The sequence below is a fragment of the Plastoroseomonas hellenica genome (genome assembly GCF_018129085.1).
GTDB lineage: Bacteria > Pseudomonadota > Alphaproteobacteria > Acetobacterales > Acetobacteraceae > Plastoroseomonas > Plastoroseomonas hellenica.
On the sequence record NZ_JAAGBB010000007.1, the window covers coordinates 171,045 to 186,004 of the forward strand.

At 69.6% G+C, this 14,960-nt stretch carries 14 protein-coding genes and 1 tRNA gene; 8 read left to right on the plus strand and 7 right to left on the minus strand.

Going from position 1 to position 14,960, the window contains the following annotated elements; translation table 11 throughout:
• Nucleotides 1–134: 134 nt before the first annotated feature.
• The 6 genes from GXW71_RS08190 (at nucleotide 135) to GXW71_RS08215 (ending at nucleotide 7,321) form a co-directional block, all read left to right on the plus strand.
• A complete protein-coding gene (locus GXW71_RS08190) occupies nucleotides 135–2,087 on the plus strand; it encodes a PhoX family protein (RefSeq protein ID WP_211851927.1) in 1,953 nt (650 codons plus the stop codon).
• Between the two features lie 211 nt (nucleotides 2,088–2,298).
• Complete coding sequence (locus tag GXW71_RS08195; protein ID WP_211851928.1) at nucleotides 2,299–3,582, plus strand: ABC transporter substrate-binding protein; 1,284 nt, start codon at nucleotides 2,299–2,301, stop codon at nucleotides 3,580–3,582.
• Between the two features lie 5 nt (nucleotides 3,583–3,587).
• Entirely contained in the window at nucleotides 3,588–4,568 is a 981-nt protein-coding gene (locus GXW71_RS08200) for a carbohydrate ABC transporter permease (RefSeq protein WP_211851929.1), read from the plus strand.
• The gene (locus GXW71_RS08205; protein ID WP_211851930.1) at nucleotides 4,561–5,415 is read left to right on the plus strand and encodes a carbohydrate ABC transporter permease; all 855 of its coding nucleotides are present in this window, start codon (nucleotides 4,561–4,563) and stop codon (nucleotides 5,413–5,415) included. Before GXW71_RS08200 ends, GXW71_RS08205 begins: the two co-directional genes overlap by 8 nt.
• 17 nt (nucleotides 5,416–5,432) lie before the next feature.
• Nucleotides 5,433–6,554, plus strand: a complete 1,122-nt coding sequence (locus GXW71_RS08210) for an ABC transporter ATP-binding protein (protein WP_211851931.1) — start codon at nucleotides 5,433–5,435, stop codon at nucleotides 6,552–6,554.
• Nucleotides 6,551–7,321: an SDR family NAD(P)-dependent oxidoreductase gene (locus GXW71_RS08215; RefSeq protein ID WP_211851932.1), complete on the plus strand. Its 771-nt coding sequence runs from the start codon at nucleotides 6,551–6,553 to the stop codon at nucleotides 7,319–7,321. Before GXW71_RS08210 ends, GXW71_RS08215 begins: the two co-directional genes overlap by 4 nt.
• Nucleotides 7,322–7,422: 101 nt before the next feature.
• Here the strand turns inward: GXW71_RS08215 and GXW71_RS08220 are convergent, their stop codons facing one another.
• Nucleotides 7,423–7,881, minus strand: coding sequence for a nuclear transport factor 2 family protein (locus GXW71_RS08220; protein ID WP_211851933.1), 459 nt, complete (start codon nucleotides 7,879–7,881; stop codon nucleotides 7,423–7,425).
• 111 nt (nucleotides 7,882–7,992) lie between these two features.
• On the opposite strand from GXW71_RS08220, the gene GXW71_RS08225 reads away from it, so the two are divergent.
• Nucleotides 7,993–8,550 (plus strand): flavin reductase family protein, encoded by a 558-nt coding sequence (locus GXW71_RS08225; protein ID WP_211851934.1) that lies wholly within the window; start codon nucleotides 7,993–7,995, stop codon nucleotides 8,548–8,550.
• Here the strand turns inward: GXW71_RS08225 and GXW71_RS08230 are convergent.
• Entirely contained in the window at nucleotides 8,513–10,678 is a 2,166-nt protein-coding gene (locus tag GXW71_RS08230) for a DUF2235 domain-containing protein (protein WP_211851935.1), read from the minus strand. The genes GXW71_RS08225 and GXW71_RS08230 overlap by 38 nt on opposite strands.
• Nucleotides 10,679–10,832: 154 nt before the next feature.
• Between GXW71_RS08230 and GXW71_RS08235 the strand changes: the two genes are divergently transcribed.
• A complete protein-coding gene (locus tag GXW71_RS08235) occupies nucleotides 10,833–11,540 on the plus strand; it encodes a transglycosylase SLT domain-containing protein (RefSeq protein WP_211851936.1) in 708 nt (235 codons plus the stop codon).
• Nucleotides 11,541–11,656: 116 nt separating this feature from the next.
• On the opposite strand, the gene GXW71_RS08240 is transcribed toward GXW71_RS08235, so the two are convergent.
• The 5 genes from GXW71_RS08240 to GXW71_RS08260 form a co-directional block, all read right to left on the minus strand.
• The gene (locus tag GXW71_RS08240; RefSeq protein WP_211851937.1) at nucleotides 11,657–12,532 is read right to left on the minus strand and encodes a calcium-binding protein; all 876 of its coding nucleotides are present in this window, start codon (nucleotides 12,530–12,532) and stop codon (nucleotides 11,657–11,659) included.
• A gap of 270 nt (nucleotides 12,533–12,802) precedes the next feature.
• A tRNA-Phe gene (locus tag GXW71_RS08245) sits at nucleotides 12,803–12,878 on the minus strand.
• Nucleotides 12,879–12,977: 99 nt separating this feature from the next.
• On the minus strand, nucleotides 12,978–13,934 hold the full coding sequence (mbfA, locus tag GXW71_RS08250) for an iron exporter MbfA (protein WP_211851938.1): 957 nt from the start codon (nucleotides 13,932–13,934) through the stop codon (nucleotides 12,978–12,980).
• A gap of 119 nt (nucleotides 13,935–14,053) precedes the next feature.
• Nucleotides 14,054–14,227 carry a DNA gyrase inhibitor YacG gene (locus GXW71_RS08255; protein ID WP_211851939.1) on the minus strand — a complete coding sequence of 58 codons (174 nt, stop codon included), beginning with the start codon at nucleotides 14,225–14,227 and terminating at the stop codon, nucleotides 14,054–14,056.
• On the minus strand, nucleotides 14,217–14,960 hold a 744-nt coding region (locus GXW71_RS08260), incomplete at its 5' end, for a ribonuclease E/G (protein ID WP_211851940.1). The genes GXW71_RS08255 and GXW71_RS08260, both read right to left, overlap by 11 nt.

Genomic DNA, 14,960 nt, shown 5'->3' on the forward strand with positions numbered 1-14,960 from the left:
TGGTAGCGGGCCGGCGTACCGACAAGCCAGGAATTGGCGGGCACAGAGCGTCACTGAATTGAAATCTTTCTGTCACGCGGGTGTCGTCCCGTGCGTCTATCGCTCCCCCGCCAGCCACCCCTGGGGAGCGAGCCATGCCCGCGGACAAGCCCATCGAAATTGAAGATATCGGCAGCAACCCCGAGGTCCGGGAGAGCATCGGCGATCTGATCGAACGCCGCCTCTCGCGCCGTGCCGCGCTGCTTGGCGTCGCCGGCGCCGCGACGCTGGCCGACCAGCTCGTCGCGGCGGCCGAGCCGGCGCTGGCCCAAGTGCCGGCGGCGGGCGGGCCCTCCACCCTGACCTTCCCGGAGATCCGTCACCAGCTCAGCCAGCGCGACGCGGTGCCGGAGGGCTATGAGGTCCAGGTGCTGATCCGCTGGGGCGACCCGCTGCTCGGCGACGCCCCGGATTTCGACCCGAACGCGCAGACCCCGGCGAGCCAGGCCGGCCAGTTCGGCTACAACAATGACTACATCGACTTCCAGCCGCTGCCGCAGGGGTCGCGGAACGCCGAGCACGGGCTGCTCTGCGTGAACCACGAATACACCGACACCCAGCTCATGTTCCCAGGGATAGGCAGCGGCCGCGCCGCCCGGCTGCGCCCGACCGCCGAGCAGTCGCGGACCGAGCGCCTGGCGCATGGCCATACCGTGGTGGAGATCCGCCGCGAGGGCGGCCGCTGGTCCTATGTGAAGGGCAGCCGCTACAACCGCCGCATCACCGGCGAGACGCCGATGCGCGTCAGCGGCCCGGCGGCCGGCCATGACCTCCTGAAGACCAATGCCGACCCGACCGGCCGGCTGGTGCTCGGCACGCTGAACAACTGTGCCGGCGGCAATACGCCCTGGGGCACGGTCATCATCGCGGAAGAGAACTTCAACTACTATTTCGGCGGTGCCGCCGCGACCACCGGCGCCCAGAAGGATGCCTATCGCCGCTACGGCATCGTGGCCGAGGCGCAATATGGCTGGGGCCGCTTCGAGGACCGCTTCAACCTCGACAAGGAGCCGAACGAGCCGAACCGCTTCGGCTGGGTGGTCGAATACGACCCCTATGATCCGCAGAGCCAGCCGGTGAAGCGCACCGCGCTCGGCCGCTTCAAGCATGAGGGCGCGACCCATGTCGTGAACCATGATGGGCGCGTGGTCTTCTACTCCGGCGACGACGAGCGCTTCGACTACCTCTACAAGTTCGTCACCGCGCGGCCCTGGAACCCGAATGACCGCGCCGCGAACCGCGACCTGCTGGACGAGGGCACGCTCTTCGTCGCGAAGCTACAGGATGACGGCAAGCTGGAATGGCTGCCGATCGTGCATGGCCAGGGCCCGCTGACCGCGGCCAATGGCTTCGCCAATCAGGCCGAGGTGCTGATCAACACCCGCCGCGCCGCCGACCTGTTGGAGGCGACGCCGATGGACCGGCCGGAGGACGTGGAGACCAACCCGGTCAACAACCGCGTCTATGTCATGCTGACCAACAACTCGAACCGTACCGCGCAGCAGGTCAGCCCGGCCAATCCGCGCCCGCGCAACAACCATGGCCATGTGATCGAGCTGATCCCGCCCGCCGCCGGCAATGGCTTCGATCATGCCGCGACCGAGGGCGGCCGCTGGGCGATCTTCCTGATGGCCGGCAAGCCCGGCCAGGATGCCGGCGCACAGTATCACCGCGCGACCAGCGACCAGGGCTGGCTCTCCTGCCCGGACAACTGCGCCTTCGACGCCAAGGGACGGCTCTGGATCGCGACCGACGGTGCGCCGACCGCCGCGGGCATTGCAGATGGTGTCTATGCGACCGATACCGCCGGCGCGGGCCGGGCGCTGACCCGGCTCTTCTACCAGGCGCCGACGGGGGCCGAGGTCTGCGGGCCGCGCTTCGCGCCGGATGACAAGACGCTGTTCCTCGCCATCCAGCACCCCGGCGACGACACCGGCAGCACCTTCGAGCAGCCTTCGACCCGCTGGCCCGACTTCCAGGCCGGCGTGCCGCCGCGGCCTTCGGTGATCGCGATCGTCAAGAAGGATGGCGGCGAAGTCGGGACCTGATCCCAAGGCTTCGACGGAAACGGGGCGTGGCTGGCCGGCAGGCTGGCCGCGCCCCAAGTATTTTCAGCCTCATGGCTTAGCGGCGCGAAGGAATCGCGCGGGTAGCCCGACCAGGATCAACAATTGTCGATTTGCTCCGCGTCGATCGGGAGGCGGAGGATGACGACAAAGAGAGGGCCGCGACGAAGCGGCCCGGATCCTGGAGGAAACGATGTCTGCCACCACCCATCGCCGCGGGCTGCTCGCAGCCGCCGGCCTGCTGGCCGTGCCTTCTGTGGCGATGGCCCAGGCGAGCGCGCCGCGCCCGCGCATCACCGTCATCTCGCAATGGAGCGCCGGCAGCGACGGCGCCGCCATCAGCCGGCTCGGTGAGGTCTTCACCGCCGAGGGCGGCGTCTGGGAGCACAATCCGGTCCCCGGCTTCACCACCGAGATGATGAACAAGCTCCGCGCCGATATCCTGGCGGGCAATCCGCCGGCGGCGTCCCAGCTCAAGGGGCCGGAGATCGCCGCCTGGTCCCGCATCGCGCCGACCGTCGACCTGACGCAACTCGTCGCGGCCGCGGGCTATGAGCAGGTGGTGGCGCCCGACCTCGCGCGGCTGCACAAGCCGCAGGGCCGCTGGGCCGCGCTGCCGCTGCAGGTCTACCGCACCAACACGCTCTTCGCCTCGCGCCGCGCGATGGAGCGGGTCGGCGCCACCGCGCTGCCGAAGACCTGGGCCGAGTTCAACGACCTCGCGGCACGGATGAAGGCGGCCGGCATCACGCCGGTCGCCAATGGCGGCATCCGCTGGGATGACGGGCAGAAATTCGAATGCGCGCTGGCCGGGATCAACCCCGCGACCTACCGCAAGGCGATCATGGAGCTCGACGACGGCGCGCTGCGCGGGGCGGAGGTGCTGGGCGCCTTCCGCCAGCTTCGCATGATCTCGGAGTGGATGGATCCGGCGGCCTCCGGCCAGCATTACAGCACCTTCCTACCGCGCTTCGTCCGGGGCGAGATGGGCATGCTCATGATGGGCGGCTGGGCGCAGGGCGTCATCCGCCATGCCGGCTTCTCGGACCAGGACTACCTGGTCGGCCAGGTGCCGGTGGACAATGGACGCCCCTGCTTCGTGCTGAACGCCGACGCCTTCATCTTCTGGCGCCGGCGCGAACCGGAGTTCCAGGCCGGGCAGACCCTGATGGCGAACCTGGTGATGAGCCCCCGCGTGCAGGAGATGTATTCGCAGATCACCGGCTCCATCCCGGTGCGCACCGACATGGATCTCTCCGGCGCCGGCTGGTCCACCGGCCAGCGGGAAGCGGCCGCCTCGCTCGCCGCCGCCGTCCAGGCCGGGCAATCCGTGCTGAGTCTGGCGCACAACATGGCGCAGACCAACCAGATGTCTGCGGCGATGATCGATGTGCTGACCGAGTTCGTGCACAACCGGTCGCTGCGTCCCGAGCAGGGCCAGCAGCGCCTTGCCGAGGCGGTCGAAGCCGCGCGCTGAACCCGATGACTCCGGATCCAGGCCCGGCGACCGCCCCGGCCGCACCGGCGCTCGATGCCCCGCGCGCCGCCGCGCGCCGGGCTGCGGCACGGCCTGCCTGGCGTGATGCCATCGGGCGCTGGCTGCCGCATCTCGTGCTGTGGCCGCCGCTCCTGGTCAGCGTCGTCCATGTGCTGGGCTTCACCGGCTATACGACCTGGATGTCCTTCACCGCATCGACCCTGATGCCGGATTACGAGTGGGTGGGCTTACGCAACTACACGGCGGTGCTGAATTCGCGGAACTGGCAGATCGCGACCGACAACCTGCTGATCTACGGCGCCGGCTTCGTCGTGCTGACCACGGCGCTCGGCCTGCTGCTGGCCGTGCTCATCGATCAGCGCGTCCGCGGGGAGAACCTGTTCCGTACCATCTATCTCTATCCGATGGCGGTCTCCTTCGTCGTCACCGGCACGGTCTGGGCCTGGCTGCTGAACCCCTCCATCGGCATCCAGCGCCTGGTGCGAAGCATGGGTTGGGGTGGGTTCCGCTTCGACTGGCTGGTCGATCGGGAGATGGCGATCTACACGATCGTCATCGCCGGCGCCTGGCAGGCCTCGGGCTTCGCCATGGCGCTGTTCCTCGCTGGCATCCGCTCGGTGGATGCGGATCTGTACAAGGCGGCCCAGGTCGATGGCGCGGGGCCCTGGCGCATTTACCGCCGCGTCGTGCTGCCGGCGATCTGGCCGATCTTCATCGCGGTCCTGGTCATCCTGCTGCAGTACACGATCAAGACCTTCGACCTGGTGCGCGCGCTGACCGGCGGCGGGCCGGGGATCGCGACGCAGCTTCCCGCCCTCGTGGTCTACGACCTGATGTTCCAGCGCGGGCTGCTTGGCCGTGGCTCCGCGGCCGCGGTGATGATGCTGCTCTCGCTGCTCCTGGTGCTGGTTCCCTATTTCGGCTTCATGCGGTGGCGCCGGCATCGGGAGGCGCGCCATGGCTGATCGCCTGACGCCGGCGCGGGTTCTGATCTATGCACTGCTGGCGGGCTTCGCTGCCTTCTACCTGGTGCCGCTGCTGGTCGTGGTCCTGAATTCCGTCCGCACGGCCGAGGACATCGGCGCGACCTCGGTCGTCGGGCTGCCGCGGGAGCTCGCCTTCGGGAATTTCGAACGGGCCTGGGGCAGCTACTGCATCGCGCGGCGATGCGAGGGCATCTCGCCCTATATGTGGAACTCCTTCCTGATGGTGGTGCCGGCGACCATCATCTCGACCCTGCTCGGCGCGCTGAACGGATACTCGCTCGCGCTCTGGCGGTTCCGGGGCGACAACTGGGTGTTCGGGATCATCACCCTCGGCGTCTTCCTGCCGGAGCAGATGAAGCTGGTGCCCTGGACGCTGGTGCTGCGCGACCTCGGCCTCACGAACACCATCGCCGGCCTCGTGCTGATCCATGTCGTGCAGGGGATCAGCTTCACCACGCTGTTCTGCCGCAACTACTACACAGCCATCCCGCAGGAGCTGCTGAAGGCGGCGAAGATCGACGGCGCGGGCTTCTTCCGGATCTTCTGGCGCATCGTGCTGCCGCTCTCGCCTCCGATCCTGATCGTGACGGTGATCTGGCAGTTCACCCATATCTGGAACGAGTTCCTCTACGGCGTCACCTTCACGAGCGGCGCGCAGCAGCCGGTGACCGCAGCGCTGATCGCGCTCTCGGTCTCGGTCTCCGAGGCGCCGCAATACGGGGTGCAGAGTGCCGCGGTGCTGATCGCGGCGCTGCCGACCCTGCTGGTCTACCTGTTCGGCGGCAAGTACTTCGTGCGCGGCCTCACCGCTGGCGCCGTGAAATAGGCGGGAGGGGATCAATCATGTCGGCTCTGCGCATCGCTCGCCTCCGCAAGCGCTTCGGCGCGCAGGAGGTGCTGAAGGGCATCGACCTCGAGATCGGCAGCGGCGAATTCCTCGTCCTGGTCGGGCCTTCGGGCTGCGGCAAGTCCACGCTGCTCAACGTCATCGCCGGCCTCGAGAAGGCCGGAGAGGGGACGGTCGAGATCGGCGGCCGGGTGGTGAACGACGTCGCCCCCAAGGACCGCGACATCGCGATGGTGTTCCAGTCCTACGCGCTCTATCCGACGATGACGGTGCGGCAGAACATCACCTTCGGGATGGAGTGCCGCCGCGTGCCGCGCCCGCAGCAGGAGGAGGCGCTCGCGCGCGTCGCGCGGCTGCTGCAGATCGAGGCACTGCTGAACCGCAAGCCCTCGCAGCTCTCCGGCGGGCAGCGGCAGCGTGTCGCGATGGGGCGTGCGCTGGTGCGCGACCCCATGCTGTTCCTGTTCGACGAGCCGCTCTCCAACCTCGATGCCAAGCTCCGCGTCGAGATGCGGATGGAAATCAAGCAGCTCCATCGCCGCATCGGCGCGACTATGGTCTATGTGACGCATGACCAGATCGAGGCGATGACCATGGCGACCCGCATCGCGGTCATGCACCAGGGGGAGGTGCAGCAATTCGCCGATCCGGAGACGATCTACAACCGACCTGCCACGCTCTTCGTCGCGCGCTTCATGGGTGCGCCGCCGATGAACACGGTGGCCGCCCGTCTCACCGGCGGCGCCGAGGGGCTGGCCGCGATCATCGGCGCCGGCCGGCCGGACGAGATTCGCCTGCCGGTGCCGGAGGAACTCGCCGCGCGCGCCGGTCCCTTCCGCGACCGGGAGGTGGTGCTCGGCATCCGCCCCGAATGCATTGCCGAAGCCGATCGCCGCTTCGGTGCCGATGCGCGGCACTCGGTGCCGATCGAGGCACCGGTCGAGATGACGGAGCCGACCGGCGCCGAGACCATCGTGCTGATGCGTCTCGGTGGGGAGGCGCTGCTCGGCCGGGTCTCGCCCGATATACGGCTGCCGGTCGGTGCGCCGGCGCGCTTCGCGCTCGACACCCGCAAGCTCTGCCTGTTCGACCCCGCGACCGAAAGGCTGATCGCATGACGAGTTTCACCCGCTACGCCAGCCTCGAGGGGAAGGTGGTCATCGTGACCGGCGGTGCCAGCGGCATCGGCGAGGCTTTCGTGCGCGGCTTTTCCGTCAATCGGGCGCGGGTGGCCTTCCTCGACATCCAGGAGGAGGTCGGCACGGCGCTTGTCGAGGCACTGGCGCATGAGCATGGCGTGCGCCCGCTCTTCGTCGCCTGCGACCTGACGGATATCGCGGCGCTGCGCGAAGCGTTGGAGACGGTGCGGGCCAGGCTCGGTCCGGCCGCGGCGCTGGTGAACAACGCCGCCAACGATCAGCGGCAGGACTTCGCCTCGGTCTCAGCGTCAGAGTTCGACTGGACGATGGCGGTCAATCTGCGCCACGCCTATTTCGCGGCGCAGGCGGTGGTGCCGCAGATGCGCGAGCGCGGCGGTGGCTCGATCATCAACATGTCCTCCGTCGCCTGGATGAACGGGGTGCCGGATCTCGAAGCCTATGCCGCCGCCAAGGCGGCGATGGTCGGCTTCACCAATTCGCTCGCGCGCCGGGTCGGGCTGGACCGGATCCGGGTGAACGCGATCGCACCGGCGATGGTGATCACCGAGCGCCAGCGTCGGCTCTGGTACCAGGATGAGGGCCGGATCGCCGCCGGGCTCGCCCGCCAATGCCTGCCGGACATGATCACGCCGGAGGATGTCGCAAAGGTGGCGCTGTTCCTGGCCGCCGATGACAGCGCGATGCTGACCAAGCAGTGCCTGGTGGTCAGCGGCGGGTCGCGCTGACGGCGCTGGGCCACCGAGAGACCTTTTGGAAAAGGCTGCGGGAAAATCCCTCGCCAGCCCTCCGCCGCCGCCTTTTCCAAAAGGTCTCTGAGCGCCCTGCGTCAGAACATGGTGTTGGTGTTGGCCGAGGTCTCCGGCACTTCCTGGACCACGTCCCAATGCTCGACGATCCGGCCCTCGGCGACGCGGAAGATATCGACGATTGCCCGGCCGCGATCGCCTGGGTTCGACCGTGCATGCACGTGCAGATAGACGAGGTCGCCATCCGCCGCGCTGCGTACGATGCGGGAATGGGCCTGGGGATTGGCCGCGAAGATGCGGCGGAAGGCGGCCAGGAAGGCGTCGCGCCCATCCGGCACGCGCGGATTGTGCTGGATATAGGTCTCGCCGAGCAACCGTTCCGCGACGCCGAGGTCATGACGCTGGAAGACCGCTTCGTAGAATTCGATGACGAGCGCGCGGTTGCGTTCCTCCCGCGCGAGATCGCGGGCCGGCTGCGCCTGCGCGGGCGTCGCCGCCAGCAGCGGCAATGCGGCGAGGCCGCGGCGGGAGGTGGGCATGGGCGTGGTCCCTTTCAGGGCGGTTGCGCGCCACCAGGACTAGCACGGCGCGGGCAAACCCTTTCGCCGCGGCGCGTGTTACCCCTGGCGGATGTCTCCGGAGACCGCCGCATGAAAACCTACCGCAAGCAGGATTTCCCGGTCTGGCAGATCCGCCGCTACCTGGAGCCGGGGCCGATCGTGCTGGTCAGCAGCGCCTGGAAAGGCGCTGGGAATATCATGACCATGGGCTGGCACACGGTGATGGAGTTCGAGCCCTCGCGCGTCGGCTGCTTCATCACCAGCGCCAACCACAGCTACGAGATGATCCGCCGGTCCCGCCAATGCGTGATCAATGTCCCGACCGCGGAGATGGCGAAGACGGTCGCCGGCATCGGCAATTGCACCGGCGCCGAGGTCGACAAGTTCGAGCGCTTCGGCCTGACCCCAGAGGAAGCCGAACAGGTGCAGGCGCCGCTGATCGCGGAATGCCCAGTCAGCCTGGAATGCCGCGTCGCGGATACTTCCCTGCTGCGGAAATACAGCTTCTTCGTGCTGGAGGTTGTGAAGGCGCATGCCGCGCCGCGCCCGAAATACCCGAAGACGCTGCACTACACGGGCGACGGCGTCTTCATGGTCGCGGGCGGGCACATCAACCTGCGCCGGCAGTTCCGGCCGGAGATGCTGTAGGCATGTCCAGCGCGACGTCGGGATCGTCTGCCGGAATCCTGGGCCGCGCGCCGCCGCTGAGCAACTGCCACCGCCCGCTTCTCGGCAGGAGCCAGAGCGGTTCCTGGCTCGCCGGATCCGCCTCCAGCCGCGTCAGCTCGAGCTCCAACTCGCCGGAATTATTCGCATAGGTCTGCCAGAGGTCATTCGCGAAGAGGTAGAGCAGGCCCGCGGGCCTTTCGCTGCGGATCAGCAGGCTGTCGCCGGGCTGCATCAGGCTGCTGCCGAGCGGTGCCACCTGGTTCAGCAGCAGCCGCGGATCGCGCAGGAAGAGATAGGCGAGCGCCAGCTTGATCGGCAATTCGCGCAGCGGCCAGCGCCGCGGTCCGGCGATGGTGGCGCAGAGGGTCATCCAGGGGGCGTCTCGCACGCGCCTCCGCCACCGCGCCCGCCGGCGGGGATCCCCCTCGCGCTCACCATCGAGGTTGCCGGCGGGGCCGCAGGGCGGGCAGGCGGCATCGCGCCATGCGCCGCCGCGCCAGCGCAGGCGGTAGAAGATCGGCCCGTCCTGCCCGCCGCGGAGCACGAGGCCAGTCCGGTCCCACTGCCTCTGGGCCTCGGCGCGGAAGCTGACCGTCTCCCCGGGCTGCAGGTCGTGCAGGTCGTGGCGCCCGGTCTCCTCCCGTATCAGTCGCGCGCGTTCGAACACGCTGGCATGCACGACGATTCCGGCGCCGGTGCTGGCGACGCCGGGCAGGACCATCGCCCATCGCGGCCAGGTGCCGAGCCAGCTCCAGGAGGGGCGCGTCGCCGTCTCATCATGCAGCCGCGCCATCGGATCGGGCTTCAGTGGAATGAGGGCGCCGGGCCGGAGCGCCAGGCCGTGCCGCGCCGCGCGTTCCAGCATCCAGCCGAGCGTGATGTCCGACAGCCCGGTCTCGGGATAGCCGCCGCCGATATCGCCATGCGCGCCGCGGAACCACACCTGCTCCAGCGTTTCGGTCCAGCCCGAGCGCGTGCCGCCGGCGCGCCAGAACAGGGTAGGGAAGAAGGTCGCGCGGCGCTCATCCATGGCGAGGGCGTGGTAGACATGCCGGCAATTGGGCATGGGGCTGGTGTTGAGCGCGCGGTTGCGGATGCCGCGCGGATTGAACCACCAGCCCCAGAGCGGCGCGCCGAGCGAGGCCACCGTGTCGAAGACGCCAAGCATCTCGATCGGCACTTGCCGGTGCACGAATTCCGGCTGGGCGGGAACGCCGGTGCCGCGCCCGAGCCGCGCCCGGTACAGCGCCATCAGCGCCGGCGCGTAGCGAAGGTTGGAAGCCTTGAGCAGCCCGCAGCAGCGGATCGCGCCGGCGATCGCGCGGGCGGTATAGGCGCCACGGGAGAAGCCGAAGATGTAGATGCGGTCGCCCGGGCGGTATTGCCGTGCGATCTCGCTGTAGCCGTCGAGGATGTTGTCGCCGATCCCGGTGCCGGTGAGCCCTTCCCAGGCGGTCCGCAGCCGGCCGGCGAGGCCGAGCGCGGTTGCCAGCGGCGAGAGCCAGAGGCGCCCCGCCCAACGCTCGAGCGATGCCGCCACCTTGGCCGGGCGGGAGGTGCCGGTCGCGACACCCGGATCGTACCAGAGGGTCTGCGTCTCATCCTCGACCAGCGCCTGGCCGATCTTCCAGACATTGGTCGCGGCGGGATCATGCGCATCGGGCTGGCGGTTGCCGGTGCCGTCGCAGAGGATGACGATTCGTCGCCCCGTGGCCTTCGGCGGGTGGTCCGGCAGCGGGGGTAGGTCCGCCTCCGCCAGATGGCCGCCGAGCAGCGCCTCGCCCAGCGCGAGCATCTGCCGGAAGTCGTTGGCGACGCGCCAGGTGGCCCAGAATGCCGCGAGCACCGCGGCCAGGATGCCGAGCCAGACGGGCAGGCCGAGGCAGCCGCCGAGCCCGCCGATGGGGGCGCCGATCGCGGCGGCGAGCAGGACCGCAACCAGCCATGTCTCCGTGACGCGGCGCGGGCGCCGCTCCGGCAGCAGCCGCCAGACGCTGCCGCGGCGGCGCAGCACGACCTCCAGCGCATAGGCCGCGAGCCAACCCGTCGCGAGCAGCAGGCCGACGCCGATGGCGACCCGGCTCGCCAGATCCAGTGCAGCCAGCATCTTCGACAGGCCCCTCGATACGAACGGCGTCAGTCTAGCGCCGGAACGAGCGTCCCATGGCAGGGCATCGCCGGTCGGTGCCGCCGCGCACCGTCAAGCGGCGCGGGCGGGCTGATCGATTGGCCCGCACCGGATCACCCGATAGCTTCTGCGCATGCCGAGTTCCCCGCGCGCCTGCCCGGCGAGGATGCTGCGCTGGATCATCCTCCTGCTACCGCTCCTCGCGCTGGCCCGGCCGGCCGCAGCCCAGGACGAGCCCTGGACTGCCTGCCGCCGGGCGATCGCCGCGGCGGAGCCCGGCTCCGGCCTGCCGCCGGGGCTGCTGCTGGCGATCGCTTTGGTCGAAGCCGGCCGCAGCGATCCGCGCACCGGCCGGCTTGAGCCCTGGCCCTGGTCGTGGAACGTGGAGGGCGAGCCGGGCTTCGCCGCGACGCGGCAGGAGGCGGTCGCCGAGGTGCAGGGGATGCTTGCCGCCGGGCGGCGCTCCGTCGATATCGGCTGCATGCAGGTGAACCTGCGGCATCATCCGGATGCCTTCCGCGGGCCGGAGGAGGGCTTCGATCCCGCCGCCAATATCCGCTATGCCATCGGCTTCCTGAAGGCGCTGCGCGCCCGCACCGGCGACTGGGCGGGGGCGATCGCCGCTTATCATTCCGGCGACGACGAGCGCGGGCTGGCCTATCACCGACGGGTCGCGCTGGCCCGGCTCGGCGCCGCCTGGGCCGCGGGCGGCACGGTGCCGCTCCCGGCCCGCGTCACCTCCGGGCTCTGTGCCCCGGGGCTGCGGCCGGCCCTCACCATTCGGCGGCCGCGGGCCGGCGTCGCGCGGCCGCGCCTCACCTGCCATCGGCCGGGACGCTGAACTGACTGTCCATCACGGAAACGCCGTGCCCGCCGCAATTGGCGGGCACGGCGCCGCATCGCAGCGGCGGGGGTGAAGCGGCCGCCAGGCACGCGGCCGCACGCCCCCACCTTCGCTCACACGAAGCTGATATCCGAGGCCTGTAGAGCCGGATGATTGGTCAGTGTCGCCAGCAGAACCGGCGCGACACCACCCGATCCGTCACTGTCGAAGGACAGGTTGCCGGTATCCGTCTCATAGGCCAGACGCGTATCCGCGTCCGTGGCAACGCCGCTGTCATTGGCCTCGAAGGCCCCCGGAGCCGGCGCGCCCGGCGCCAGGCCGAAGGCCGCCCCGACCAGCCCGATACGATCAGCGCCGCTCGCAAAATCCTGCACGACATCGCTGTCGGCCGGATTGGTCGAGCCGAACAGGAAGGTGTCGTTGCCGCCGTTGCCCCAAAGCTGGTCATGGCCGACGCCGCCATCGACCACGTCATTGCCGGCGGCGCCAACCAGCGTGTCATCGCCTTGCTCGCCGGCGACCCAGTCATTGCCGTCACCACCGTCGAGGCCGTCATTGCCGACCCAGCCGGTGAGGACGTCATCGCCCGTGCCGCCGAAACCGTGATCGTCGCCATCGCCGCCCTGCACGACATCGTTGCCGTCATCGCCGCCCAGCACGTCATTGCCGGCATCGCCGCGCACGACGTCGTTGTTGGCGCCGCCGGTCAGGGCGTCATCCCCGGCCTCGCCGCTCAGGTCGTCATTGCCAGCTTCGCCCGACAGCAGGTCGGCGCCGTCCCCGCCGCGCAAGGCGTCGTCACCGTTCTGGCCGTAGAGCTGATCGCTGTTGCCGGCGCCGAACAGGCTGTCATTCCCATCCGCCCCGAAGACCAGATCAGGCCCATCGCCGCCGGCGATGGCGTCGTTGCCGGGGCCGCCCTGCAGCACCTGCGGCAGGTTGGCGTCAGGAAAGGCGTTATTGAGCGTATTGTTAAGATCGACTGCCATGTATCGCGTTACCCCATTCTGGTGGTCTCGGTTCACGCCACCGCTCCGGGTGGCTGCGGGGCGAACGAACGAGGCCGGGCAGGGTTTGCTGCGACGCTAAAGCTTGGAAGATCAAGACGCTGTGCGGTGATTCTGTGTCGACGTGGGAACGCTGCGAGGCTCCCGCCTCCGATCGGCGCTCCCTGGCGAAGGCCCTGGCGACGGGTTGCTCGCTCGGATCGCGGTCGGAACGCAGTGCGTCCGACGGCGGCGGCATCGCATCGAGGGGAATGGTGCCCAGGGGCGGAATCGAACCACCGACACTGCGATTTTCAGTCGCATGCTCTACCAACTGAGCTACCTGGGCCCATAGCAGACCCGCTCGCGCGGGGCCGTGTAGAGGACGCGGCGTTTAGCGGATGGCGGAGGGCCTGTCCACCCGTCCCGTCGCCCGGATCGACCCGGCTCAGGAACTGCCGATGAAGATGCCGGTCAGCAGCACCAGCACGCCCCCCAGCACCACCTGCACGATCGCCGAGTGGAAGGGCGTTTCCATATAGCGCCAGCGAATCCAGGCGATGGCGATTAGCTCCAGCACCACCACCACGGCGGCGACCGCCGTCGCGGTCCAGAAATCATGGATCAGGTAGGGCAGGGTGTGGCCTAGCCCGCCCACCGCGGTCATCACGCCGCAGGCGATGCCGCGAATCCAGGGCTTGCCCCGGCCGGTGATCTCGCCGTCGTCGGACAGCGCCTCCGTCAGCCCCATGCTGATGCCGGCGCCGAGCGAGGCCGCCAGCCCGACCAGGAAGGCGTCCGCGGAGTTATGGGTGGCGAAGGCGGCCGCGAAGATCGGGGCAAGGGTGGAGATCGAACCGTCGATCAGCCCGGCCAGCGCCGGCTGCACGATCTGCAGGACATAGAGGCGACGCGCGACAGCCTTCTCCTGGTCGCGGGCCGTCTCGGTCAAATGCGTCTCGGTCAGCCGTTCGGCCAGGGCCTCATGCTTCTGCTCGATCAGCGCGAGGTCGCCGAGAAGGCGGCGCACATCGACATCATGCGCCTGCTCGGCAGCACGCGCGTAGAACTGCCCGGCTTCGAGCTCCATCACGCCGACCTGGCGGCGCACCGCGTCGATGCGCAGGTCGTCGGCGAGCCAGAGCGGGTGCCGCTTCAGGAAGCCGCGCACATCGGCGCGGGTGATGTAGGGCAGCTCCTTGCCGAACTTCCGGTCATAGGCCTCGAGCAGCAGGGTGCGGTGGCGCTGCTCCTCCTGCGCCATGCCGTCGAAAATGGCGGCGGAGGCCGGGTAGTTGCCGCGCAGCCGCATCGCATAGGTCGCGTAGATGCGCGCATCCTCCTCCTCATTCGCGATGGCGAGCGCGAGGACTTCGGCTTCGGTCAGGTCAGCGAGGCGCTTCATGTCCCGATGCTACCGGGGACGGCCGCCGCCCGGAAGCAGGACGGGAAGAAAAACTCAATCATATCAATGGTTAAAACGAGACGCAGAGGCATTCGCAACAACGCGCGAAGCCTCCTGCCTCAGTCCTGGCCTTCTTCGTCCTCGTCGCGCGCCGGTTCGGCCGGCACGGCGTAGTCGCCCGAGAGCCAGCGCCCGAGGTCTATCTGCGCACAGCGCGGCGAGCAGAAGGGGCGGGTCTGCGGCTGCGGCGGCTTGCCGCAGATCGGACAGCGCGGACGCGGCTCATTGGCCATCGGCGGCCTCCTCGATCATCCAGCCGGAGGTGGTGGCATCCGGCCGCAGCACCAGGGCGAAGCCGGCCCCGGCGGCGTATTCCTCCAGTGCCCCCGGCAGGTCGCGCAACGCACCGATCACGCCCGGCGATGCCCGCAGCGCCAGGCGCGCGCCGCCGCGGACCGCGGCCTCCCGCGCCGCCATCCGCAGCGCCGCCAGCCCTATTGGCAACGGCCCTGCCATCACCTCATGCAGCGGCGCGTGGATGCGTGCGCGCTGGATCTCGAACAGCCCGAGCCCGGTCACGCCGATCAGCTTGGCCAGCGGATCGCCCGCCAGCGCGGCGGCGAAGGGGTCCGCCAGCACCGCGCGCTTCTTCGCCGGCAAGCCCGCGACATCGACCAGGATGGCACCGGCCAGGTTGCGCAGCCGGATCTGCCGGGCAGCCTCGGCGACCGCGGCCGCGTTCAGCGCCGCGAGCGCATCGCTCCGCGCGCCGGCCGCGCTGCCGGCATCGACATCGATCGCGACCAGTGCCGGCGTCGGGTGGATGGTCATGCGGCCGCCGCCCGGCAAGGGCACCGCTGCCCCGCAGGCCTCATCGAAAGCAGCCTCCAGGTCATCGTCGAAGGCCGGCCCGCGCAGCGGCGGCACGCCCCAGGCGGCGGCCTGCGCCAGGCCATCGCAGAGCAACGGCGCCCCTGGGTAGCGCGCCGCCAGGCGCAGCGCCGCCGGCTTGCCCCGCCGCAGCAG

What these genes read in the sequence shown, in the direction of transcription:
- GXW71_RS08190 (WP_211851927.1), top strand. Translation starts at nt 135, where the DNA reads ATGCCCGCGGACAAGCCCATCGAAATTGAAGATATCGGCAGCAACCCC.
- GXW71_RS08195 (WP_211851928.1), top strand. Translation starts at nt 2,299, where the DNA reads ATGTCTGCCACCACCCATCGCCGCGGGCTGCTCGCAGCCGCCGGCCTG.
- GXW71_RS08200 (WP_211851929.1), top strand. Translation starts at nt 3,588, where the DNA reads ATGACTCCGGATCCAGGCCCGGCGACCGCCCCGGCCGCACCGGCGCTC.
- GXW71_RS08205 (WP_211851930.1), top strand. Translation starts at nt 4,561, where the DNA reads ATGGCTGATCGCCTGACGCCGGCGCGGGTTCTGATCTATGCACTGCTG.
- GXW71_RS08210 (WP_211851931.1), top strand. Translation starts at nt 5,433, where the DNA reads ATGTCGGCTCTGCGCATCGCTCGCCTCCGCAAGCGCTTCGGCGCGCAG.
- GXW71_RS08215 (WP_211851932.1), top strand. Translation starts at nt 6,551, where the DNA reads ATGACGAGTTTCACCCGCTACGCCAGCCTCGAGGGGAAGGTGGTCATC.
- GXW71_RS08220 (WP_211851933.1), bottom strand. Translation starts at nt 7,881, where the DNA reads ATGCCCACCTCCCGCCGCGGCCTCGCCGCATTGCCGCTGCTGGCGGCG.
- GXW71_RS08225 (WP_211851934.1), top strand. Translation starts at nt 7,993, where the DNA reads ATGAAAACCTACCGCAAGCAGGATTTCCCGGTCTGGCAGATCCGCCGC.
- GXW71_RS08230 (WP_211851935.1), bottom strand. Translation starts at nt 10,678, where the DNA reads ATGCTGGCTGCACTGGATCTGGCGAGCCGGGTCGCCATCGGCGTCGGC.
- GXW71_RS08235 (WP_211851936.1), top strand. Translation starts at nt 10,833, where the DNA reads ATGCCGAGTTCCCCGCGCGCCTGCCCGGCGAGGATGCTGCGCTGGATC.
- GXW71_RS08240 (WP_211851937.1), bottom strand. Translation starts at nt 12,532, where the DNA reads ATGGCAGTCGATCTTAACAATACGCTCAATAACGCCTTTCCTGACGCC.
- mbfA (WP_211851938.1), bottom strand. Translation starts at nt 13,934, where the DNA reads ATGAAGCGCCTCGCTGACCTGACCGAAGCCGAAGTCCTCGCGCTCGCC.
- GXW71_RS08255 (WP_211851939.1), bottom strand. Translation starts at nt 14,227, where the DNA reads ATGGCCAATGAGCCGCGTCCGCGCTGTCCGATCTGCGGCAAGCCGCCG.